Source organism: Nonomuraea mesophila (genome assembly GCF_004352805.1).
In the GTDB taxonomy this organism is placed as follows: domain Bacteria; phylum Actinomycetota; class Actinomycetes; order Streptosporangiales; family Streptosporangiaceae; genus Nonomuraea; species Nonomuraea longispora.
Genome location: NZ_SMLD01000041.1, coordinates 1 through 21,312, shown reverse-complemented (window position 1 = coordinate 21,312; position 21,312 = coordinate 1). Strand labels below are relative to the sequence as shown.

The 21,312-nt window shown below is 71.0% G+C and carries 20 protein-coding genes; 11 read left to right on the top strand and 9 right to left on the bottom strand.

All coding sequences use genetic code 11. The features are described from left to right. Positions 1–40: 40 nt before the first annotated feature. Positions 41–961, bottom strand: a complete 921-nt coding sequence (locus E1295_RS17860) for an alpha/beta fold hydrolase (RefSeq protein WP_132631445.1) — start codon at positions 959–961, stop codon at positions 41–43. A gap of 379 nt (positions 962–1,340) precedes the next feature. On the opposite strand from E1295_RS17860, the gene E1295_RS17855 reads away from it, so the two are divergent. The 3 genes from E1295_RS17855 to E1295_RS17845 all read left to right on the top strand — a co-directional run bounded on the left by E1295_RS17855 (position 1,341) and on the right by E1295_RS17845 (position 4,625). After that, a complete protein-coding gene (locus E1295_RS17855) occupies positions 1,341–2,495 on the top strand; it encodes a sensor histidine kinase (protein WP_132631444.1) in 1,155 nt (384 codons plus the stop codon). After that, a complete protein-coding gene (locus E1295_RS17850; protein WP_132631443.1) occupies positions 2,492–3,151 on the top strand; it encodes a response regulator in 660 nt (219 codons plus the stop codon). The genes E1295_RS17855 and E1295_RS17850 overlap by 4 nt, the downstream gene beginning before the upstream one ends. A gap of 247 nt (positions 3,152–3,398) precedes the next feature. Further along, positions 3,399–4,625, top strand: a complete 1,227-nt coding sequence (locus tag E1295_RS17845; protein WP_132631442.1) for an MFS transporter — start codon at positions 3,399–3,401, stop codon at positions 4,623–4,625. Positions 4,626–4,635: 10 nt separating this feature from the next. On the opposite strand, the gene E1295_RS17840 is transcribed toward E1295_RS17845, so the two are convergent. Both E1295_RS17840 and E1295_RS17835 read right to left on the bottom strand, forming a co-directional pair. Further along, positions 4,636–5,454, bottom strand: a complete 819-nt coding sequence (locus E1295_RS17840; protein WP_132631441.1) for an alpha/beta fold hydrolase — start codon at positions 5,452–5,454, stop codon at positions 4,636–4,638. Positions 5,455–5,514: 60 nt separating this feature from the next. After that, positions 5,515–6,378, bottom strand: coding sequence for an SDR family oxidoreductase (locus E1295_RS17835; RefSeq protein WP_132631440.1), 864 nt, complete (start codon positions 6,376–6,378; stop codon positions 5,515–5,517). Between the two features lie 126 nt (positions 6,379–6,504). On the opposite strand from E1295_RS17835, the gene E1295_RS17830 reads away from it, so the two are divergent. Further along, positions 6,505–7,116 (top strand): TetR/AcrR family transcriptional regulator, encoded by a 612-nt coding sequence (locus E1295_RS17830; protein WP_132631439.1) that lies wholly within the window; start codon positions 6,505–6,507, stop codon positions 7,114–7,116. Positions 7,117–7,212: 96 nt separating this feature from the next. On the opposite strand, the gene E1295_RS17825 is transcribed toward E1295_RS17830, so the two are convergent. Next, positions 7,213–8,655, bottom strand: a complete 1,443-nt coding sequence (locus E1295_RS17825) for a hypothetical protein (protein ID WP_220448769.1) — start codon at positions 8,653–8,655, stop codon at positions 7,213–7,215. Further along, positions 8,652–9,398 (bottom strand): alpha/beta fold hydrolase, encoded by a 747-nt coding sequence (locus E1295_RS17820; protein ID WP_132631438.1) that lies wholly within the window; start codon positions 9,396–9,398, stop codon positions 8,652–8,654. The genes E1295_RS17825 and E1295_RS17820 overlap by 4 nt, the downstream gene beginning before the upstream one ends. A 178-nt stretch (positions 9,399–9,576) precedes the next feature. On the opposite strand from E1295_RS17820, the gene E1295_RS17815 reads away from it, so the two are divergent. Both E1295_RS17815 and E1295_RS17810 read left to right on the top strand, forming a co-directional pair. Continuing rightward, positions 9,577–10,050, top strand: coding sequence for a hemerythrin domain-containing protein (locus E1295_RS17815; protein WP_132631437.1), 474 nt, complete (start codon positions 9,577–9,579; stop codon positions 10,048–10,050). Between the two features lie 45 nt (positions 10,051–10,095). Then, the gene (locus E1295_RS17810) at positions 10,096–10,338 is read left to right on the top strand and encodes a DUF2188 domain-containing protein (RefSeq protein ID WP_132631436.1); all 243 of its coding nucleotides are present in this window, start codon (positions 10,096–10,098) and stop codon (positions 10,336–10,338) included. Positions 10,339–10,350: 12 nt separating this feature from the next. Here E1295_RS17810 and E1295_RS17805 read toward each other — a convergent pair whose 3' ends face one another. The 3 genes from E1295_RS17805 to E1295_RS17795 all read right to left on the bottom strand — a co-directional run bounded on the left by E1295_RS17805 (position 10,351) and on the right by E1295_RS17795 (position 13,819). Further along, the gene (locus tag E1295_RS17805; protein ID WP_132631435.1) at positions 10,351–10,956 is read right to left on the bottom strand and encodes a flavodoxin family protein; all 606 of its coding nucleotides are present in this window, start codon (positions 10,954–10,956) and stop codon (positions 10,351–10,353) included. Positions 10,957–11,026: 70 nt separating this feature from the next. Continuing rightward, positions 11,027–12,208 (bottom strand): FAD-dependent monooxygenase, encoded by a 1,182-nt coding sequence (locus E1295_RS17800; RefSeq protein ID WP_132631434.1) that lies wholly within the window; start codon positions 12,206–12,208, stop codon positions 11,027–11,029. A 33-nt stretch (positions 12,209–12,241) separates the two neighbouring features. After that, entirely contained in the window at positions 12,242–13,819 is a 1,578-nt protein-coding gene (locus E1295_RS17795; RefSeq protein WP_132631433.1) for an MFS transporter, read from the bottom strand. Between the two features lie 77 nt (positions 13,820–13,896). On the opposite strand from E1295_RS17795, the gene E1295_RS17790 reads away from it, so the two are divergent. The 4 genes from E1295_RS17790 (at position 13,897) to E1295_RS17775 (ending at position 19,188) form a co-directional block, all read left to right on the top strand. Beyond that, positions 13,897–14,490, top strand: coding sequence for a TetR/AcrR family transcriptional regulator (locus E1295_RS17790; RefSeq protein WP_132631432.1), 594 nt, complete (start codon positions 13,897–13,899; stop codon positions 14,488–14,490). A 97-nt stretch (positions 14,491–14,587) separates the two neighbouring features. Continuing rightward, complete coding sequence (locus tag E1295_RS17785) at positions 14,588–15,442, top strand: alpha/beta hydrolase (RefSeq protein ID WP_132631431.1); 855 nt, start codon at positions 14,588–14,590, stop codon at positions 15,440–15,442. Positions 15,443–15,533: 91 nt separating this feature from the next. After that, complete coding sequence (locus E1295_RS17780) at positions 15,534–16,343, top strand: SAM-dependent methyltransferase (RefSeq protein ID WP_132631430.1); 810 nt, start codon at positions 15,534–15,536, stop codon at positions 16,341–16,343. Between the two features lie 58 nt (positions 16,344–16,401). After that, positions 16,402–19,188, top strand: a complete 2,787-nt coding sequence (locus E1295_RS17775) for a heparinase II/III family protein (RefSeq protein ID WP_132631429.1) — start codon at positions 16,402–16,404, stop codon at positions 19,186–19,188. A 23-nt stretch (positions 19,189–19,211) separates the two neighbouring features. On the opposite strand, the gene E1295_RS17770 is transcribed toward E1295_RS17775, so the two are convergent. Then, positions 19,212–20,135 carry an RNA polymerase sigma-70 factor gene (locus tag E1295_RS17770; protein WP_132631428.1) on the bottom strand — a complete coding sequence of 308 codons (924 nt, stop codon included), beginning with the start codon at positions 20,133–20,135 and terminating at the stop codon, positions 19,212–19,214. Positions 20,136–20,258: 123 nt separating this feature from the next. Here E1295_RS17770 and E1295_RS17765 point away from each other — a divergent pair, with 123 nt between their 5' ends. Further along, positions 20,259–21,002: an SDR family oxidoreductase gene (locus E1295_RS17765; RefSeq protein WP_132631427.1), complete on the top strand. Its 744-nt coding sequence runs from the start codon at positions 20,259–20,261 to the stop codon at positions 21,000–21,002. Positions 21,003–21,312: the final 310 nt, after the last annotated feature.

The following is a 21,312-nucleotide window of genomic DNA, read 5'->3' as shown; positions in this document are numbered from 1 at the left end:
CCCCCGGCGTCCGGTCGTGCACACCGTCGTGAAACACGGATCAGGAGTGCGCCTGTCCCTGTCCCTTGCGCGCGGCCTGCTTGGCGACGCGCTCGATGGCCTTGACGGCGACGTCGGGCTGGTCGGTGTAGATGTAGTGGCCGCTCTTGGCGGCGGTGCTCAGCCTGCTCCTGCTGGAGATCGCGAGCCACTTGCGCTGGCCGGCGCTCCACGCCTTCTCCAGCTGCTTGCCGTAGGTGGGGATGGCGGCGAGGTACGGCTGACCGTGCTGGATGACCTCGACCGGGATGTCGCCTGCGGAACGGACCTCGCCGTCGGCGACGACGAGCTGCTCGGGGTTCTGGCCGGCGAAGACGGCGAGCTGCTGGCCGCGCATCTGGGCCGCCGGGCCCTTGGCCGACTTGGGGATCACCCGGGCGATGTCGGCGCCCATGGTGGAGGGGGTGGCGTCCAGAAGGACCAGGCCCTTGACGCGGTCCTGGTGGTCGGGGGCGTAGCGGGCGGCGATGATGCCGCCGAGCGAGTGGCCGGCCAGCACGACCGGGTGGTCGCCGGCGATCTGGCCGAGCACCCCGGTGAGGATCTTGCCGGTGCTCGCGAAGTCCTGCTGGCCGGTGGGCTTGTCGCTGGCGCCGGCGCCGAGCCGGTCGTAGGAGCAGACCCGGTTCTTCGCGCTGAGCGTCTTCTGCAGGGCGGCCATCTTGCTCAGGTCGTCGCCGCCGCCGTGCATGAGCACGATGACCGGCTTGCCGTCCTCAGCCTCACCCGAGCAGGACACGTTCACCTTCTTGCCGCCGACCTTGATCTTCTTGGTCCCGGAGAACAGGTCGGCCTTGATCTGCCGCTCCACGGCGGTGAAGGGGTCCCAGTCCTGCGCCATCGCGCCTCCGCAGGTGACGACTCCCGCGCCGAGCACGGTGGTGCACAGTGCGGCCACAACGGATGCCTTGGTACCGAACATGACGTCCTCCAGGGGGAGCGAGTAGCGGGAGCGGCTCCGAGTGCCGCGGTCACGTCGGTAACGCTACGGATCGGAGGGGTCCCGCTGCGTCCCCGCACGGTGGACATTCGCCGGTAGCTCTCACGGGGGACAACCCCGGCGGCGTCCCGCGCGGCCCGCCGTCTGTCCCCCGGGCGAGCTACCCCTGAGTGTCCACCGCGCGGGGACGATTCCCGGCCGCGCGATCCCTAACGTGTGCGGTAGCCGCGGCGCTCCGCTCGCGGAAGCTCGTAGAAGGAGTCGTCATGCGCGTGTTGGAGCGGCTCGTGGCCGCGTTCGACGGCTGCCCGGACCCGATCCGAGGCAGCGACAGGGCCGGCGCGAGCGCTAGGCTTCCCCGATGATCCATCTCCGGCGCATCGCGGACCTGTGGCGGCGGTGCGACGTCACGCTCCGGGACGCCCCGTTAGCGCTGCTGCTGCTCGTCGGCTCGCTCCTGCCGGAGTTCCAGGGCCACGGGACCCAGATCGGGGTCCTGCCCACCCGTGACTATGACCTGCCGGCCGTCCTGGTGGTCGCGCTGGAGTGCCTCCCGCTCGCCGTGCGACGCCGCTGGCCGGGCGTCTGCATCGTCCTGGTATCGCTCGGTTTCTCCCTCGACCAGCTTCTCGGCGTCCACGCGATGGCGGGCACCGCCCTGCCGATCGCGCTCGTGAGCGTGGGCGCCCATCTCGAGCGCCACCGCCGCGCCACCGCGATCCTGCTGTCCGTCGCCTTCGTGCCGCTCATCGTCGCGCTCGACCAGCTCGGCTCGGGCGAGCCGCTCGCGGACATCGTGCTGCTCTACGTGGTGCTGGTCCTCGCCTGGTGCATCGGGTCCTGGCTGCGTTCCGCCCGCGCCGCCGAGGCCGAACGGCGCCGCCACGTCGCCGCCGCCACCCGCGCCGCCGAACGCACCCGCATCGCCCGCGAACTCCACGACGTCGTGACCCACCACGTGACGGCGATGGTCGTCCAGGCCGAGGCCGCGCGCTACCTGACCGCCGCGCCCGAACGCCTCGACGCGACCCTGAGCGCCGTCACCGACACCGGCCGGCGGGCCATCACCGACCTGCGGCACCTGCTCGACCTGCTCAACCCCGACCACGACACCGACGGCCGGACCCCCTCGGCCGGCGACCTGCACGGCCTCATCGAGCAGACCCGCCAGGCCGGGCAGCCGGTCGAGTTCGACGAAGAGGGCACACCGCCGGAGTCGGCGGGCAGCGCCGAGTTCGTGGCCTACCGGGTCGTACAGGAAGCCCTGACCAACGCCCTCAAATACGCCCACGGCAGCCGCACCGACGTGCGCGTACGCCATGCCCAGAAGGAGATCAGCGTGGAGATCAGCACCGACGGTTCCGGATCGCGGACCCGTTCCCCCGGCGGGAGCGGGCGTGGCCTGACCGGGCTCCGCGACCGCGTCGAAGCCCTGGGCGGCGAGTTCGACGCGGGCCCGCGCCCCGAAGGCGGCTTTTTCGTACGGGCCCGCGTCCCCGCCGGAAGCCCGTCGTGACCGCGTCCGTCCGGGTCCTGGTCTGCGACGACCAGCCGCTCATCCGCACCGGGTTCTCCACCATCATCGACGCGCAGCCCGACCTCGAGGTGGTGGGCGAATGCGGGGACGGCCGCGCCGCCATTGAGCTCACCAGCCAGGTGAACCCCGACATCGTCGTGATGGACGTGCGCATGCCGGTGCTCGACGGCATCGAGGCGACCCGCCGGCTGGCCGGCGCCGGCGTCTCGCAGCCCGTCAAGGTGCTCGTGGTGACGACGTTCAACCTCGACGAGTACGTGTACGAAGCGCTGCGCGCCGGGGCGAGCGGCTTCCTGCTCAAGGACGCCCCGCCCCAGCAGTTGCTGCACGGCATCCGCACCGTCGCCTCCGGAGCCGCGCTGCTGGCCCCCGAGGTCACCCGGCAGCTCGTCGGCAGGTACGCGGCCCGGATCCGCCCCGCCGACAGCACTCCGGAGGAGCCCGCGCTCACCCCGCGCGAGATGGAGGTCCTGCGCCTCATCGCCGACGGCCTGTCCAACAGCGAGATCGCCGCGTCATTGGTGATCAGCCAGGAGACCGTCAAGACGTACGTGTCGCGCATCCTCACCAAGCTCGACCTGCGCGACCGCGTCCAGGCGGTGGTCTACGCCTACCGCAGGGGGCTCGTGACCTGAGGAACCCCGACCAGATTCACGATGGGAACGCCCCGGCAGGTTCGGCCGGTCCTCCAGGCCCCGGTCGACAGGAGTCCGGACCTCGCGACGATCCGGGTGCCCTGTCCGCGCACGCGGCCCGGTCAGGTGCCGTGAGGTACGGTCCTGGTTGACGTACGGGATGTGGGCCGGTAATGTCCCCCACCCCTAGCGACGCCTTTGGAACTGCGGGTGGGGGTTTCACCCACCGGCTTCTGGAGGCTCCCCCGTGCTCAGCAACTCGCCGTTCCGGCGGCGCGACTTCCGGCTTCTCCTCTTCGGGCAGACCACCGCCCAGCTCGGTACGCAGGTCAGCGGCGTGGCGATCCCCCTGCTCGCGGTCGTGACCCTCGACGCCTCACCTCTCCAGCTCGGCCTGGTGACGGCCTCGGGAACGGTCGCCTTCGCGCTGATCGGCCTGCCTGCCGGCGCGTGGATCGACCGATGGCGCCGCCGCCCCGTTCTGGTCGCGGCCGACCTGGCCCGCGCGGCGCTCCTGGCCACCATCCCCCTCGCCGCCCTCCTCGGGTGCCTGACCATCGCCCACCTGCTGGTGGTGTCGCTGCTGGCCGGCGTCGCCAGGGTTTTCTTCGACGTCGGCTACCAGAGCTACCTCCCGTCCGTCGTCGGCCGAGCCGACCTGCTCGCCGGCAACTCGGCCATGGAGACCGTACGCGCCTGCGGTCAGGTCGCCGGGCCGGGCATCGGGGGCTGGGCCGTCACGCTGCTCGGCGCCGCGAACGTCGTCCTCGTCCAGGCCGCCACGTTCGCTGTCTCCGCCCTGTCGCTGCTGGTCATCAGGGTGCGGGAGCAGCCGCCCGCTCCTGAGCCGACCCGGCTCACCGGCGAGATCAGGGAGGGCCTGGCATTCGTCGCCAGGACCAAGCTCCTGCGCGCCATGGCGATCACCAGCGCCGCCGGCAACTTCTCCTTCGCGATCGCCTCCGCGGTGACCTTCGTGTTCATGGTCCGCACACTCGGCCTGTCGCCCACCGCGATCGGGCTCGTCGTCGCCGCCGGGTCGGTCGCCGCCCTGGCCGGAGCCGCCCTCACCCCTCATCTCGCCCGGCGCGCCGGCTCGGCCCGGATCATCTGGCTGTCCCTCGCCGTGACCGGCCCGGTCGCGATGCTCGGCCCGCTGGCGCAGCCCGGCTGGGCGGTGACGCTCCTCGTGCTCGGCACGGCCGCCGGAGAGCTGGGACAGATCGTGTACGCCATCACCAACGTCAGCCTGCGGCAGCGCATGTGCCCCGAGCGGATGCTCGGCAGGGTCAATGCCACCATGCGCTTCCTCATGATGAGTCTGTTCCCCTTGGGTGCGCTGCTGGGAGGAGTGCTCGGGGAGACGATCGGGCCGAGGCCGACCCTCTGGCTGGCCCTCGCCGTCATCGCCCTGTCGCCGCTGCCGGTCTCCATCGCTCTCCGGGGCGCCCGCGATGTCGAAGACGTCCTGTGACCCCCGCAGGTCAGGAACGCGGAGGCAGCCAGGTGCGGATCTGGTCCATCAGCGCGATGGGCGCGTCGTACTGCATCAGGTGACCGGCGCCGTCGATCAGCTCCAGGTCGGCGCCCGGGATCAGTTTCCGCAGCCGGTGGCCGATGTCGCTGGAGAGCCAGGTGTCCTGGGCGCCCCACAGGATGCGTACGGGGATGTCGATGCGGCTCAGCTCGCGCTCGTTCTCCTCGAGGAAACGTTCGTCGTAGCCGGCGATCTGACGGTAGAAGGCCGGCTGGCCGTCGTCCCCGGTCCAGGGCCGTACCAGATCCTCGAGATCGGCGTCGCGCAGGCCGCGGTGGCTGGCGCCCTGGATGTAGGCGCGCAGGATCGCCTCGTGGATGTAGGCCGGCAACCGGCCGAGCAGGTCGGGGTTCTCCCCGACGTACGTGAAGAACGGCGAGCCGGCGGGCGGGATGGCCACCACGTCGACGAGCATGAGCGAGCTGTAGGGAACGCCGCCGTGCAGATGGGCGCGGAGCGAGACGGCTCCACCGAAGTCGTGCGCGATCACGTGGGGCCGGTCGAGGCCCCAGTGCGCGAGCAGGGCCGCGAAGGCCTCGGCCTGCACACCGAAGTCGACCGGATGGTCCGCCTCTTTCGACGACCGGCCGTAGCCCGGCATGTCCCACAGGTGGACGGTGAAGTCACGGCTCAGCGCCTCGGCGAAGGGCCGCCACACCCGCGACGAGAACGGGGTGCCGTGGCAGAACACCACGGCGGGGCCGGACCCCGCCCGCCCCCAGGCGATCTGCCGTCCCTGCCAGTCGAAACGCTCAGTCAGCTCCATGTGCATCCACCCTAGTAATCGCCCCGGCCCCGCCCGCAACCGGCACCGAAGCGCCGCAGCTCAGCCTGGGGAACCGGCGCTTCCTGGGGCGGGTACGGCCTGTTCGGCGGCGCGGCTGACCTGCTCCCATGCGGCCCAGGTCTCCATCCGCCGCCGGGAGATGTCGAAGGCCAGGTCGTAGACCATGCTGCCGAGCAGCAGCCGCAGCGGCGGGTCCGCGCTGTCGACCAGCTTCAGCAGCGCCTCCGCGGCCAGCCGCGGTTCGCTGTCGATCGAACCCTCGGCCCACTGTTTCTCCAGCTCGGCGCGCAACGGGCCGTACTGCGGCGCGGGGGTGGTCGTCGTCATGCTGGTGTAGAGGTCGGTCCAGTAGCCGCCGGGCTGGACGATGCTGACCTTGACGCCGAACGGTGCGGCCTCCATCGCCAGCGCCTCGCTCATGCCCTCCAGCGCGAACTTGCTCGCGCTGTACATCCCCGTGCTGGGGAAGCCGCCCAGGGCGCCGATGCTGGAGATCTGCACGATGTGACCGGAGCCCTGAGCGCGCAGGTGCGGCAGGACGGCCTGGCAGACCCACATCGCCCCGAAGAAGTTGACCTCCAGCTGGGCGCGCGCCTGGGCCTCGGTGAACTCCTCGATCATGCCGGAGGACATGGTGCCGGCGTTGTTCACCACGATGTCGAGCCGGCCGAACTGCTCGGCCGCGGTGCCGACGGCGGCGAACACCGCGTCGCGGTCGGTCACGTCCAGGGGCAGGACGAGGAGCCGGTCACCGTACCGGTCGTCGAAGTCCTGCCGGTCGACGGTCCGGGCGGCGGCGGCCACGCGGTCGCCGCGCTCCAGCGCGGCGAGGGTGAACGCCCGGCCCAGGCCGCGGCCGGCTCCCGTGATGAACCAGGTGCGGGTGGAGGAGGTGGTTTGCATGGGCGGAGCTCCGATCGAATCTGTATTCGCGAGACGGTCCGTCTCGTCTTGCAACGTGACCGTACAGGTCCATCCGCATCGAGTCAAGACGGACCGTCTCGTCTCAGATTTTGTTAGGTTGACGGCATGACGACACAGCGCAAGCCGTCCTCCCCCGCACCCCGCAGGAACGAGGCCTCCCGGCGGGCCATCCTCTCCGCGGCCTTCGCGCTGGTGCAGGAGGTGGGATACGCCAAGCTGAGCATCGAGGGCATCGCGGCGCGGGCCGGTGTCGGCAAGCAGACCATCTACCGCTGGTGGCCCTCCAAGGGAGCGGTGCTCTTCGACGCCTTCCTCATGCTCAGCGAACAACCGGACAGCGGAGACAGCGCCCTGCCCGACACCGGCGACCTGGAGGCTGACCTGAAGGCGGTGCTGCGGGCCACCGTCGAAGAGCTCAACGACCCGCGCTACGACGAGCCGATGCGCGCCCTCAACACGGAGATCACGCACGATCCCGCACTCGCCGCCCTCTACGCCGAACGCCTGGACGGCCCCATGAGGGAGCTGAAGAAGGATCGCCTGCGCAGCGCCCAGCGGGCCGGTCAACTGGCCGGCGACCTCGACCTCGACGTGGCCGTCGACCTGATCTGGGGGCCGCTGCTCAACCGCTGGCTCCAACGCACCGGAGCGCTCACCCCCGGCTACGCCGACAGCGTCGTCGAGACCGCGCTCAACGGGCTGCGCCCACGCCGCTGAGTCGTACGCCGGCCAGAGACCCCGTCCGCGCGGTCAGCCACACGGACAGCCACACGGCCGGCCGCACGGCCGGCCGCACGGCCGGCCATGCTCTGACTACGGACGCTCCGGCTCCGGACGCTCCGAACGGCCCGGTGCGCCCGTGGGTTCCTCGACGTCCCAGCGGAGCTCGTCGCGATCGGTGAGGATCTTCTCCGCCGCCTCCCAGCGCATCGGCAGCGGCATGGGGACCGTGGCCCTGATCCGGGCGAGCTCCCGGTGGGCGCGGGCGAGGCCGGCGAAGTCGCGTGGGTAGGCGCGCGTGTCCACACCGGTGAACACGCCGAGCTTGGTCGCGCGGGCCAGCGTCTCCCGCCACTGCCCGATCGTGGCCAGCCCGACGGACTCCACGCCGTGGGAGAACAGCAGCAACCTGATCTCCTCGAACGGGCCGGCCGCGTCGAGGTAGGCGTCCAGGCTCGCGCGCGACGGCTCCGAGTTGAAGACCATCCAGTACGGCACCGACCCGCTGCGCAGCGTCCACCACGGTTCGAGCAGCAGGAAACACTCGGCCAGCAGCCGGTCGGCGGGCAGTCCGCGCCGCCGGTACCACTCCCGGTACAGGTCGGCCACCACCGGGCTGAGCCGCTCGGGCTCGGCGAAGCTCATGCGGGCCAGGCGCCAGCCGTTACGCGCCGCCAGCTCCCGCAGATCGGCCAGCAGCTCCGGCTCGAACCCCCACTCAGCCTCCGGGCTCTCGCCGTCCGCCTCCGGGTAGTCCCACCTGCGGTGCGGCGAGCCGTAACGGCGCAGGTAGGCGGCCACGCGGGGACCGCCGTGCCGGTATTCCTCCGGGGTCGCGCCGCCGGGCGCCCCGTGCTGGTAGACGTGCCTGGGGCCGACCCGGGTCACCGGCCAGCGCAACGCGCAGTCGGCGACCACGAGCGTCGCGCCGGGCGCCAGGGTCTGCTCCAGGTGGTGGCGGTAGGCCGCGGGCAGGCGGCGCCACTTGACCCGGAAGTACGACATGCCCGCGATCATCAGGCGGTCCTGGTTGGCGTCGTGCATCTGGTGCAGGACGAGGTCGGGGTTCGCGGCGAGCAGGGCCCGCCCGGCCTCCTGGGTGCGGCGCAGGTCGGCGCGCGGTTCGTCCGGGTGCACTCCGTGGCGACGTACCGGGATCAGCAGCGTCTGCGGCAACCAGGGCGCGCCCAGGGCCGCGCACAGGTGCATCAGGGCGCCGTTCGCCGAGCCGACGAACGCTACGTCGCTGCGCCGGCGCGGATAGTGCCCGGTGACCCACCGCGCAAGCTCTCCGGAGCGGATGCCGCCCACCCGGCGCAGGGGTACGGCCTCCGCCCACCCGCTCGCGGCGTACGCCCGCTCCTTCAGAGCGCGTGGCAGCCTGTTGGCCGCGCCGGACAGCGCCACCGCCCACGGCTCCGCGGCGGCCGGGCCCTGGCCGATGAGCGGCACGTCACGGCCGTGCAGGAACCGTGAGAGCGCCCGCAACATGCCGGTCGCCGAGTCGAACGACGCGACCACCCTTCCCGGCTTCACGCCGCCACCTCCGCCAGGAACCCGGCGACCGCGTCGGCGACACGCCGGGGGTCGCGGTACACCGTCATGTGCGGCAACCCGTCCATGACCTCAAGGCGCCCGTACGGCAGCAACCTGGTCACCTCCTCGGCCCACGCCTGCGGCACCATCCGGTCCTTGCCGCCCCTGATCACCAGGGCGGGCACGGTGACGAGCGGAAGCTTGTCCTCGACCCGGTCGCGGATCGACTCGCCGAAGGCCGCGAGCACGGCGCGCGGCCCGGCGTCGCGGTAGTCGGCGACGTTCAGTGGCATCATGCGCGGGCTCTCCCCCGGCGCGTTGCGCAGCCACTGGCCGGCCAGCCGCCACGGCGAGCGTCCGCGCGGGTCCACGGTCGGCCCGGCCAGCACGAGGGCGGCGGCCGCCTCGGGATGGCGCACGGCCACGTCCACGACCACCTGGCAGCCGTACGAGACCCCGAGCAGGCACGGGCGTTCCAGGCCCGTCCGCTCCACCCAGGCGGCCACCACGTCGGCCTGCGCCGGCAGCACCAGCGGCCGGTCCGGTTTGCCGCTCGCCCCGAACCCGGGCAGGTCGATCGCCCAGGCGTCGTACCGTTCGCCGAGCACCTCGACGAGCGGCAGCAGTTCCCTGCTGGACACGCCGGCGCCGTGCACGCAGACGACCGCCTGCCCCGGCCCGCGTCTGCGGTGGCCGGCGACCCTCAGATCGCCCACCACGTGGTCCTGCCGCTGTAGCGACACCCCTGGCCTCCTCTCCCGAGGCCGCTCCCCCTACCCGCCGGCCGATCACCTGAACAACGCCGCCCGCGCTTTCCGGCACCACGGCCGCCCACCGGGAGAGCGGCGCCCGCCGTTTCATCGCCGGTGGGCGGGGAAGGCGGCAAGCTCCTGTGCCCCGGCGGAAAGCGGAAGAGGAGACATGGACGCCATCGTGCTGCTCAAGGAGGACCACAAGACGGTCGAGGCGCTGTTCAAGCGTTTCGAGCAGGCCGGCGAACGCGCCCACGTCGAGAAGCGGCGGCTCGTGGACAGGATCACCAAGGAACTGGTCACGCACGCGTACATCGAAGAGGAGATCTTCTACCCGGCGGCCCGCGCCAAGGTGCCGGAGACCGGCGACCACGTGCTGGAGAGCATCGAGGAGCACCACGTCGTGGTGTGGATGTTGTCGGAGCTGAAGGACCTCGACCCCGCCGACGAACGCTTCACGGCGAAGGTGACGGTGCTGATCGAGAACGTCCGCCACCACGTCGAGGAAGAGGAGAAGGACTGGTTCCCGCAGGTCCGCGCGGCGATGGGCCGCAAGGAGCTGCAGGAGCTGGGCGAGCGCATGGCTGCCGCCAAGTCCGAGGCTCCGGGCGAACCGCTGGCGGTCAGGAGCGCCAAGGCATAACGGCAGGCGCACCCCCCATTCCCCCGATTCGGAAAGGCAGATCCCATGGCAGGCCAGGCCAACTCCAGAGACGTCGTCCCACGCCCCGACGGCAGCTGGGCGGTCACCCGGCCGGGCGGCCGGCGCGCGTTGTTCACCGCGAGCACGCAGTCGGAGGCGGTACGGCGGGCCGGCGAGCTCCTGCAGCGGGACGGCGGCGGCGAGCTGCGCATCCACGGCGTCGACGGTCAGGTACGCGACCAGCGCACGATCTCCCCCGGCAACGACCCCGTCCCGCCCAAGGGCTGACCGGCAGGCGGGTCAGCCCGGCGGGGGCGGCACCGGCGCGGCGGCGAGCGCCTGGGCGACGGCGTACAGGTTGGACGCCATGGCGCGGCCGGTCTTGTGCGACCACTCGCGGCCCTGCTCGGAGTCCATGTAGTCGGGCCCGGGGCCAGGGCCGAGATGCCAGTAGGTCCAGGACTGGCCGGGGATCGTGTAGCCGATGTCGATCAGCGCGCCGGTGATCTCGCTGATCACGTGGTGTGCGCCGTCCTCGTTCCCGGTGACGACGACTCCGGCGACCCGGTTGTAGGCCACCGGGCGCCCGTCGTCGCCCGTCTCCGACAACATGGCGTCCATCCGCTCGATCACCCGCTGGGCCACCGACGACGGGTGTCCCACCCAGGTGGGGGTGGCGACGATGAGGATCTCGGAGTCGAGCAGGCTCCGGTGGATCCTCGGCCACCCGTCGCCCTCTCCCATGTCGGTCTGCACCCCGGGCAGGATGTTCTCGTCGACCGCCCGGTACGTCTCGATGCCGACGCCGCGCTCCCGCAGTTCACCGGCGACGACGTCGGCCAGCGCGCCCGTGTTCGACGGTTCGGGGGCCGGCTTGAGTGTGCAGTTGACGACGACGGCTCGCATGCGGTGACCTCCGCGGCTGATCGGCTCCTACGGGCTCCTGCCCATACCCGCGATCAGGGAAGTAAACGGGTCAAGGGCCGTAGTCCTCCAGCTCGATGGCGTTCGCGGCCTGGCTCGCCGTCTTGGTGATGAGGCCCTTCCACGGCATGTACGGCAGCAGCCGGTAGTTGAGGTTCCGCATCCGGATCCAGGTGCCGGACGGCGGGACGAGCCAGGTGCCCGCTCCCTCGGCCAGCTTCATGTTGGCGTCGACGTAGCCGCGCATCCGCGACTCGTAGCGGGCGAAGGCCGCCTCGTGGTCGCCGCGGGCCCGCGCCAGCTCGCCGGCCAGCACGTACGCGCCGACCACGGCCAGGCCGCTGCCGCCGCCCGACAGGGTGGACGCGCAGTATCCCGCGTCGCCGAGCAGGGCGACGCGGTCGCGCGAGTAGGAGGGCAGCCGGATCTGCGTGGTGGAGTCGAAGTAGAAGTCGGGGGCGTTCTCCATCTCCTTCAGCAGCCGGGTGACCTCCCACGCCTCCCCGGCGAACCTCTGCTCAAGGATCTTCTTCTGCTGCCCGTCGTCGCGGTGGTCGTAGGCGAGCGGCGGCGAGGCGAAGTAGAACAGGGCGCGGGCCTCGGTGTTGTCCCGCGCGCTGTACATCCCCGCGAGCTTGCCCGGCACGTTGTAGAAGTGCCCGGTGTACTCCAGGCTGAGGAAGTTGGGCACGGTGAAGATCGACAGGTGGTAGCCCAGATAGCGGCTGAACCGCGACTCGTCGCCGAAGGTCAGGGCGCGCACGTTCGAGTGCAGCCCGTCCGCGCCCACGACGAGGTCGAAGGTACGGGTCGCGCCCGAGGCGAAGCTCACCGCGACGCCGTCGTCGCCGGTGTCCATCGCGGCGATCGAGTCGCCGAAGATGTACTCGGTGTCGTTCCTGGTGGCGTCGTGCAGGATGTGCACGAGGTCGCCGCGGAGGATCTCCACCTCGCCGCTCATGATCTCGGCGGGCAGCGTGGCCCGGTGCCTGCCCCGGCCGTCGACGTAGCTGACCGCGCCCATCGCGGTGCGCGCCCGGTGGATGGCGTCGTGGAGACCCATGCGCCGGGTCACTTCGAGGGCGGCGCCGCGGAAGTCGACCGCCTGGCCTCCGTCCCGGATCCCCCGCGCCCGTTCCACGACGGTCGGGGCGAATCCGAAGCGCCGTAGCCAGAAGGCCAGCGCCGGGCCGGCGATGCCGCCGCCGGAGATGAGGATGGTCTGGTTACGCATTGTTCGTCTCGCTTTCTGTCGGGGGGCCATCGTTCAGCGGCGGCTGGAGGGGGAAAGACGGCCGGTCCGCGGTTCGGTGGTCGCGGGTGCGGCGTGCCTCGGGGTGCGGCGCATGGAGACGGCGGCGACGACCGCTCCGGCGATCAGGGTCACCGCGCCGGCCACCCCGACGACGTTGATGGCCTGTGCGGACGCCTGCCGCGCGACCTGCGCCAGCGCGGCGCCCGCGCCGCCGGGGAGGTCGGCGGCCGCGGCGAGCGCGGCGCCGATGGTCTCGCGGGCGGCGTCGAGCACGGCCGCGGGTACGGCGTCAGGAGCCGCCTCGCTCACCCGCGCGCTGTAGACGGCGGCCCCGATGGAGCCCAGCACGGCCATGCCGAGCGCGGAGCCGAGCTCCTTGCCCGTCTCCGACAGCGCGCCGGCAGCCGCCGCCTTCTCCTGGGGCGCGGTGGCCACCATCGTGTCGGCGACCAGCGCGGTCGCCACTCCGGCGCCGGCGGCGAGCAGGCTCGCCCCCACCATGACGAGCAGCGCTCCGGTGCCGGCCGTGACCTGGGTGAGTGCCAGCATGCCGAGGGTGGCCACGGCGAAGCCCCCGATCATCAGGGTGCCCGTACGCACGCCGCGCTTGGCGAGCAGCGTGGCGCCGGTGATGGCGAGCACCATCACCACCGGGGAGGCGAGCTGGACCAGCCCGGCCACCGCCGGGTCGAGGCCCGCCCCCGCCTGGAGGTACTCCATGAGCAGGGGTGAGAAGCCCATCAGCACGAACATGACGAGCAGGTTGAGCACGATGCCGGCGCTGAAGGTGGGGTGCCGCAGCAACCACAGGTCGATGAGGGGCCTCTGGAGGGACAGTTGCCGGACCACGAACGCGGAGGCGAACGCTCCGCCGGCGAGCACGGCGGCGATCGACAGCGGGCCGACGCCCGATCCGGTCATGGTCTTGAGGCCGTACACCACCGGGAACACCGCGCCCACGGAGAGTGCGGCGCTGACGAGGTCGAACGGCGGCGCTTCGGGGTTGCGCACCTCGGGCAGCAGAAACCGGCCGAGGACGAGCAGGGCGACCATGCCGGGAACGCTGATCAGGTAGACCGACGTCGGCTGGGCCGTGACGGCCAGCAGCACGCCGCCGATGAGCGGGCCCACGGCGGAGCCGACGGTGACGCCCGCCACGGTCGCGGCGATGGCGGCCCTGCGCTGTCCGGGCACGTGGAACATGCCGCGGATGAGCCCGAGCGTGGAGGGCATCAGCGTCGCCCCCGCCACGCCGAGTGCCGCGCGGGCGGCGATGAGCAGTGCGGCGGACGTGGCGAACGCCGCGACGAGTGAGGCCGTCGCGAAGCCCGCGGCACCCAGCATCAGCAGCCGGCGGCGGCCGATCCGGTCGCCCAGCCCGCCCATCGCGACCAGGAGGCCCGCCATGACGAACGTGTAGACGTCCTGAACCCACAACTTCTGAGTGGCGCTCATGTCGAGCTGCCGGGTGAGCTCGTTCACGGCTAGGAGGTTGGCTCCCAGGTCCACGCCGGCCAGCGTGCACACGAGGAGGAGGACGGCCAGACCGGCCCGTTCTCTGCCTGTTGCTGTCGTGTTGAGCTGTCTCATGCCTCGCCACCATATAAACGTCTAAGACATATGTGCAAGACATTGTCTAAGACCTCCGTTTGATAGGATCCGCGGGCATGGGTAACCGTGAAGACTTGCTCGCCGGAGCCAAGCGCTGCCTGCTCGAGAAGGGCTACGCGCGCACCACGGCTCGCGACATCGCGACCGCGGCGGGCACCAGCCTGGCCGCCATCGGCTATCACTTCGGCTCGAAGGAACAGCTGCTCAACGCGGCGCTCTACGACGCGACCGCGGAAGGGCTGGGCGAGGAGTTCGGTCGCGCGCTGCGCGCCGCCGCCTCCGGCAAGGACGCGGCAGAACGGTTCGAGGCGACGTGGACCCACATGATCGACTCGTTTCCGCAACACCGGCAGGTCATCGTCGCCGCCCTGGAGAACCTCGGCCAGCTCGCGCACGTGCCGGAGCTGCGCGAGATGTTCGCCAGGGCCCAGGCCGACGCCATCGAGGAGTTCACCCACCGCTACCGGCAGGCCGAGCACGACGTGGGCAACGCGCCGGCGCGCGCCGTCGCCACCCTCTACTACCTGCTGATGAACGGCCTGATCGTGCAGTGGATGACCGACCCGGCCGGCGTGCCCTCCGGCGAGGACCTCGCCCTCGCGGTGCGCACCATCGCCTCCGCCGGGCAGCGGGAGCCCGTCTCCGACTGAGTCAGCTTTAAGACGCTTGTCCTAGACGTACATGTGAGACATATGTACTATCGCTCGCGCCGGATTCCGAGCACCGTCCGAAAGGATCCTTGCGCACATGCCACAGCCGACCTTCGTGTTCGTGCACGGCAACTACGCGTCGGCGCAGTACTGGGCCTGGACGGCCCAGGAGCTGACGCTGCGCGGGCACCGCGCGCTCGCGGTCGACCTGCCCGGCCACGGGAGCGACGCCCACATCCCCGTCTCCTACCTCACCCAGGACCTCGAGGCCTTCGCCACCGAACCCTCGCCCACGGCCGCGATCACCGCGGACGACCACGTGGCGCACGTCGAGGACGTCGTACGGCGGGCGCATGCCCACGGTCCGGTCATCCTGGCCGGCCACGCCTCCGCCGGGGTCGTCCTCAGCCTGGTCGCCAACCGCGTGCCGGACCTGCTCGCCCGGCTCGTCTACGTCAGCGCGTTCTGCTGCACGGACCTGCCGAGCATGTCCGCCTACACCCCGGGCGCGATCGAGACCGAGGAGCACCGGGTCTTCGGCGAGCTGGTCGACCTCAGGGAGATGATCGAGCGGCTCGGCGTGATCAGGATCAACTGGGCCGGCGACGACCCCGGGCAGCACGCGGCCTTCAAGGCGCTCAACGCCCACACCGCGTCCGACGCCGAGGTCCGCGCGCTGCGCAACCAGCTCCAGCCCGACGAGCCCGCGGGCTTCGTCGTCACCGACGCGCGCGGTAACCCGGGCACGTGGGGACGGGTGCCGCGCACCTACATCCGCTTCGCCCAGAACCGCTTTCTACCCCCGGAACTGCAGGACCGGTGGATCGCCGAGGCCGACCGGCTCACCCCCGGCAACACGTTCGACGTGCACACCGTGAACGTCCCGCACTTCGCGCCACGCTCGCAGGAGGTCGTCGACATCCTGCACGACCTCGCCGCGCGGCGTTCTTGAGATCGCTTTCAGGCGCCCATGCGGGATAAAGATCGATAAGTCCGCCTAGACTGGACACCCGGCATTTTCGAGCCACTTAGAGGATTGGGTCATGGCTGACGAGAGCCTGAGCGAGCAGAAACTCAAGCCGCATGTGCCTCACACGGCACGGATCTGGAACTACTGGCTGGGCGGCAAGGACCACTTCCCCGTCGACCGGGAGGTCGGCGACCGGGTCAAGAAGATCTTCCCGGTGGTGGTCGAGCTCGCGCGGGCCGACCGGCTGTTCCTGGGCCGGGCCGTACGATTCCTGACCGCCGAGGCCGGCATCCGGCAGTTCCTCGACATCGGCACCGGGCTGCCCACCCAGGACAACACGCACGAGGTGGCGCAGCAGATCGCGCCGGAGTCGCGGATCGTCTACGTCGACAACGACCCCCTGGTGCTCGTGCACGCGCGTGCCCTGCTGACCAGCTCGGAGGAGGGCGCCACCTCCTACATCGACGCCGACGCGCGCGACCCCTCCTTCATCCTGCGCGAAGCCGCCAAGACGCTGGACTTCACCCAGCCGGTGGCGATCATGCTGCTGGGCATCATGCACTTCATCAACGACGACGACGAGCTCCAGCGCATCATCGACGAGCTGATGGCCGCGGTGCCGTCGGGGAGCTACGTGGCGGTGGCCAACACCACCACGGCGGTCAACGGCGACACCACGGCCGAGGCGGTGCGCGTGTGGAACATCGACGCCCAGCCGAAGCTGAAGCTGCGCACGCCGGAGCGGATCGCCGAGTTCTTCGCCGGCTACGACATGGTGGAGCCGGGCTGGGTCTCGTGCTCGCGCTGGCGTCCCGAACCCGAGTGGGACGGCAGCCTGCCGGTCGAGGTCGACCAGTGGTGCGGGGTCGTCCGCAAGGCCTGAGCAGCGCCCGGATCGCCGACATACCCGGGATATACCGGGGGTTCCTACTGTTGCGGGCGTGCCTCTCCGTCGATCCTGGACCAGGACGTCCATCACCCTGACGCTGGCCGCCGCCCTGCTGGTGCCGGGGCCCCAGGCCGCGGCCGCATCCCTGTCGGACGCCGAGTTCTTCGGCAAGTGGAGCAACGGCGCCTGGGTGACGGCCCCGCGCATCGCCTACGACCGCGAAGGGCTGGACGAGGTGCAGCGCGCGGTCAAGGACGGCGACTACGCCCTGGCCAAGCAGAAGCTGCTCGACCACTTCCGCGGGCGTCCCGCCATGAAGGCGGGCCGCTTCTCGCACTCCGCCTGGCCGGGGGTCCTGGAGCTGACGCCCGACCACATCTGGACGCTGGACACCGGCGAGGTCTACATCACGACGCTGACGGTCGGCCCGCAGGAGACGACGGTCAAGGCCGACGTGACCAGCAGCGTCAAGGAGGGCAGGACCGGGTTCTTCCTGATGAGCCGGTACAAGGATCCGGTCATCGCGCGCTTCAACACCAGGGAGAAGAGCTCGGGCAATCCCACGCTCCGCCTGACGCTGGCCGACGGCTCGGTGAAGACCCTGCGCCCGTCGCACGACACCTACATCTGGGCCGGCCACCCTGACACCGCGTACGGCGACAAGTACCTGATGCAGGTCAGCGACCAGGGCAAGGGCCCGTTCAGCGCGGAGACGCGCAAGGCGTACCTGCGGTTCGACCTCACCGGGCTGCCCGAGGTGACGAAGGCGGAGCTCTCGCTGACCGGCTCGGCCGACGCGAAGAAGGACGTCATGCTGTACGGCAACGGCGAAACCTTCACCGAGGCCGCCCGCACCTGGTCCAACACCGTGCAGTACACCTACTCCTGGCAGGGCGACCCGGGCGGGTTCGACTGGAAGCGGCCGGCGGGCGCCGACAAGGAATTCCTGGTCCAGCTGCCCCGCTTCTACTTCGCCGGTCCCCTGGCCGAGGCCTACCGGCAGACGGACGAGGAGAAGCACGCCGCCACGCTCATCGGCCTGATGACCGACTTCGTCAAGGACGCCGACACCTATGTGAGCGACGGGGCGGGGGCGTACCCGAACAGCCTGGCCGTGGCGCGGCGCGTGCAGAACTGGATCGCGGCGTACGAGATCCTGCGTACGAGCCCGTCGCTGACACCCGAGGCGAACGCCGAGATCCTCAAGGCGCTGAGCAGGTCCGCCGCGCACCTCGAGACCAGCGAACAGGGCGCGCACAACTGGCGGCAGACCCAGAAGGCCGCGCTGCTGCACACCGCCGTGTACTTCCCCGAGTTCTCCAGGATGCCGCAGTGGAAGGCCGACGCGGTCACCTCCCTGGAGAGGCTGCTCGACGAATCCACCCACGACGACGGGGGCTACTGGGAGGCGACGGACGGGTACGCCCGCTCCTACGCCTCCCAGTACGTGGACCTCGCCCTCTTCATGCGCGAGCACGGCCTCGACTTCAGCGAGGAGACCAGGGCCGGTCTCGGCAGGCTGGGCCGGTTCCTCATGGACCAGACCTACCCCAACGGCTACGGCCCCGTGTACGGCGACGGCGAGCCGAGGGATTTCCGCTCGACCCTCAGGAGGCTGGGAGAGCTGCTCGACGACGAGGAGCTCATCCATGTCGGCACCTCCGGCGCCTCCGGGCAGGAGCCCGCGCACACCTCGGCGCTCTACCCCGACACCCGCGTGGCGGTGTCCAGGTCAGGCTGGAGCCCCGAGGACTCCTATCTGCGGCTCAACGCCGATCGCGGCAACCACAGCCACACGGACGAACTGGCGATCACCGCCTACGCCTACGGCAGGCCGCTGCTGCCCGACATGGGGACGTTCACCTACGCCGACGACCCGCGCGCGACGTGGCTGCGGCAGAGCACGGAGTCGCACAACACCATCGAGATCGACAACCAGGCACAGATGTCGACGGCCCCCGGAGCGATCACCCACCTGATCTCCAACTCGGCCTTCGACCTGATCGGCGCGCACACCCAAGCCTCCAAGGGCGCGCTGCACGAACGGTCGGTCCTGTCGCTGTCCTCGGGCCTGTGGCTGGTCTCCGACCGGCTGAAGCCCTCGGACGACGCCCAGCACCGCTACGAGCAGAACTGGCACTTCGTCCCGGAAGCGAACCTCTCGCTCAGGTCAGGGCAGAAGGCAGCGACGACGGCCTTCGGCGACGGCGCCAACATCACCGTCGTGCCCGCCGACCCGGGCAAGATGTCCGCCTCGCTGCGCGACGGGTACTACGCCCCGGCCATGTACCGGGTGGAGAACGCCAAGTACGCGTCCTACGTGAAGACGACCGCGGGCCGGACCACCTTCGACACCCTCCTGCTGCCGTCCACGGGGGCGGCGGACCGCACGGTGGCGGTGGAGCGTATCCCCGTCGGCTCCACCCCGGCGCACCAGGCGACCGCGCTGGACCTGAAGCTCGGCGAGCGGGGCGAAGCGGTCTACTACAAGTCGTGGACGACCCGGGCGTCCCGCTCCTTCGGGGCGTACACGTGCGACGGCAAGCTGCTCTACGCCGAGACCGGCGCGACCGGACAGACGATCATGCTGGTGGACGGCACATCGGTCAAGCGGGACGGCGCGGCCCTCGTCACGTCGCCGAAGCCGGTGAAGGACCTGGCCGTGACGATCGGCGCGGACGGCACCGTACGCATCGACGGCGCCGAGCTGGAGGCGAGCACCGACCCGGCGCGCGCCATCGCGATCGCCGCGCCCGACGCCACCAGGGTCGTCCTCAACGGCACGCAGGTGCCCTTCCACCGGGACGGCTCGCTCATCCACGCGGCGGCGGCCCGCTGACGGGCCGAGTGCCGCGAGTCACCTCAGCCCGGTCGCCGGCGGTCCCGCTGCGCCTCGCGCACGATCGCGCCGACGTCCGCGACCGGGCCCAGGTGCCGCAGCTTGTCCGGGTTGACCAGTGAGCGGATGGCCTGGACCCGTTCGTCGAGGATGTCCAGCCCCCAGGCGGTGAGGACATTGCCGTCGCCGTCGCGCAGGATCGCGCCCGGCTGGCCGTTCACCTCGCGCGGCTCCACCACCGCGCCGGTCATGGCCATGAACGGCGGCACGTTGGCGGCCAGCACCCTGATGACCTTCTCCACGCCGGTGACGCGGCGCGGACCGCCGACCTTGCCCCCGCCGTCGTTGACGAGCTGCACGTCGGCGGCGAGCAACTCGCGCAGGCCGTCGACGTCGCCTTCCTTGAGCGCGTCGAAGAACCGCCCGGCGAGCTCCTCACGCTTGCGCCGGTCGGCGTCGAAGCGGGGCCGGCCCTCCTCCATGTGACGGCGGGCCCGCGACACGAGCTGCCGGCAGGCCGACTCCGAGCGGCCCACCGCCGAGGCGACCTCCGCGAACTCGAACCGGAACACGTCCCTGAGCACGAAGACCGCGCGTTCGAGCGGGGTGAGCCGCTCCAGCAGGAGCAGCGCCGCCATCGACACCGAGTCGGCCAGCTCCGCGGAGCGTTCCGGGTCCTCGTACGGATCGGCGAGCAGCGGTTCGGGGAACCACGGCCCGATGTACTCCTCCCGGCGGACCCTGGCGGAGCGCAGCACGTCGATCGAGAGCCTGGTGACCGTCGCCGACAGGTAGGCCCTGGTGGATCGCGGCTGCGCCGAGGCGGTCGCGTAGCGCAGCCACGTCTCCTGGACGGCGTCCTCCGCCTCCGTCACGCTGCCCAGGATCCGGTAAGAGATCGAGAACAGCAGCGGTCGCAGCTCCTCGAATTCCTGCTCTCGCGTCATGCCAGTCCAGTTCGTGTTCGGCGTCGGGCTCCGTACATGTGACGAGAGAGCCGGCCGTTCTGTGACATCGCATCATCGCACCGCCCATGTCACAACCGGGTGCGCCACCTCGTCCCAGAGAGCATGACGAACACGGACACGACCTCGGTGCTGGTCACCGGAGGCAACAAGGGACTCGGTCTGGAAGCGGCCCGGCGGCTCGGGCAGCGGGGATGGCGGATCTTTCTCGGCTCACGCGACGAGGGCCGAGGGCTGGCCGCCGCCGCCGAACTCTCCCGCGAGGGGACGAACGTGGTCATGGTCCCGCTGGACGTGACCTCCGACGCCTCGGTGGCCGGCGCCGTACGGCTCGTCCGGGAACACACCGACCGGCTGGACGTGCTGATCAACAATGCCGGCGCGTCGGGCAGGGCGGTCGCGCCGGCGGACGCGACCGCCGACGAGATCCACTCGGTCTACGACACCAACGTGTACGGGCCGATCAGGGTCACGCACGCGTTCCTTCCCCTGCTACGGGCGTCCGACCATCCGCGGGTGGTGATGGTGTCGAGCGCCGTCGGTTCCTTCGAGGTCGTGACCGATCCCGAGCAGCCCTCCTCGAAGATTCACGAACTCGCCTACAGCTCGTCGAAGGCCGCGCTCAACATGATCACCGTCAGGTACGCCCAGGCGCTCCCGGAGATCAAGTTCAACGCCGTCACGCCAGGGGAGGTCGCCAACCACACGTTCGCCGCCACCGACATGAACCACCACACGGGCAAGCTGACGGTCACCGAGGGCACCGACTCGTACGTCAGGCTGGCCACGATCGGCCCCGACGGCCCCACCGGCACCTTCAGCGACCGCCTCGGCCCCATCACCTGGTGAACCGCGCGTCCGCCGGCACCATCCCTGCAGAGGGGCACCATCCGGGGCCCCGAGGCCACGAGGGCCCGCGCGTACGGGTGGGGCGGGACGGGTGAAGACCGCGGGCGAAGCGGTCATCGTCCATCAAGCTCTCCCGAGGGGACCGTCGCCTTTAGGCGATGGGGGAACCGGGAGCGGGAGGGCCGCCAAGGCCCGAGCGTGCAGTGACCTTCCCGGTCTGCGCATCAGGAATCTCCGTTCGTCGCGTATTAGATGTGTGGCACTGTGATAATGATCGTGTGACTCGTCAGGTGCGCCTTCCCCCGGTGCG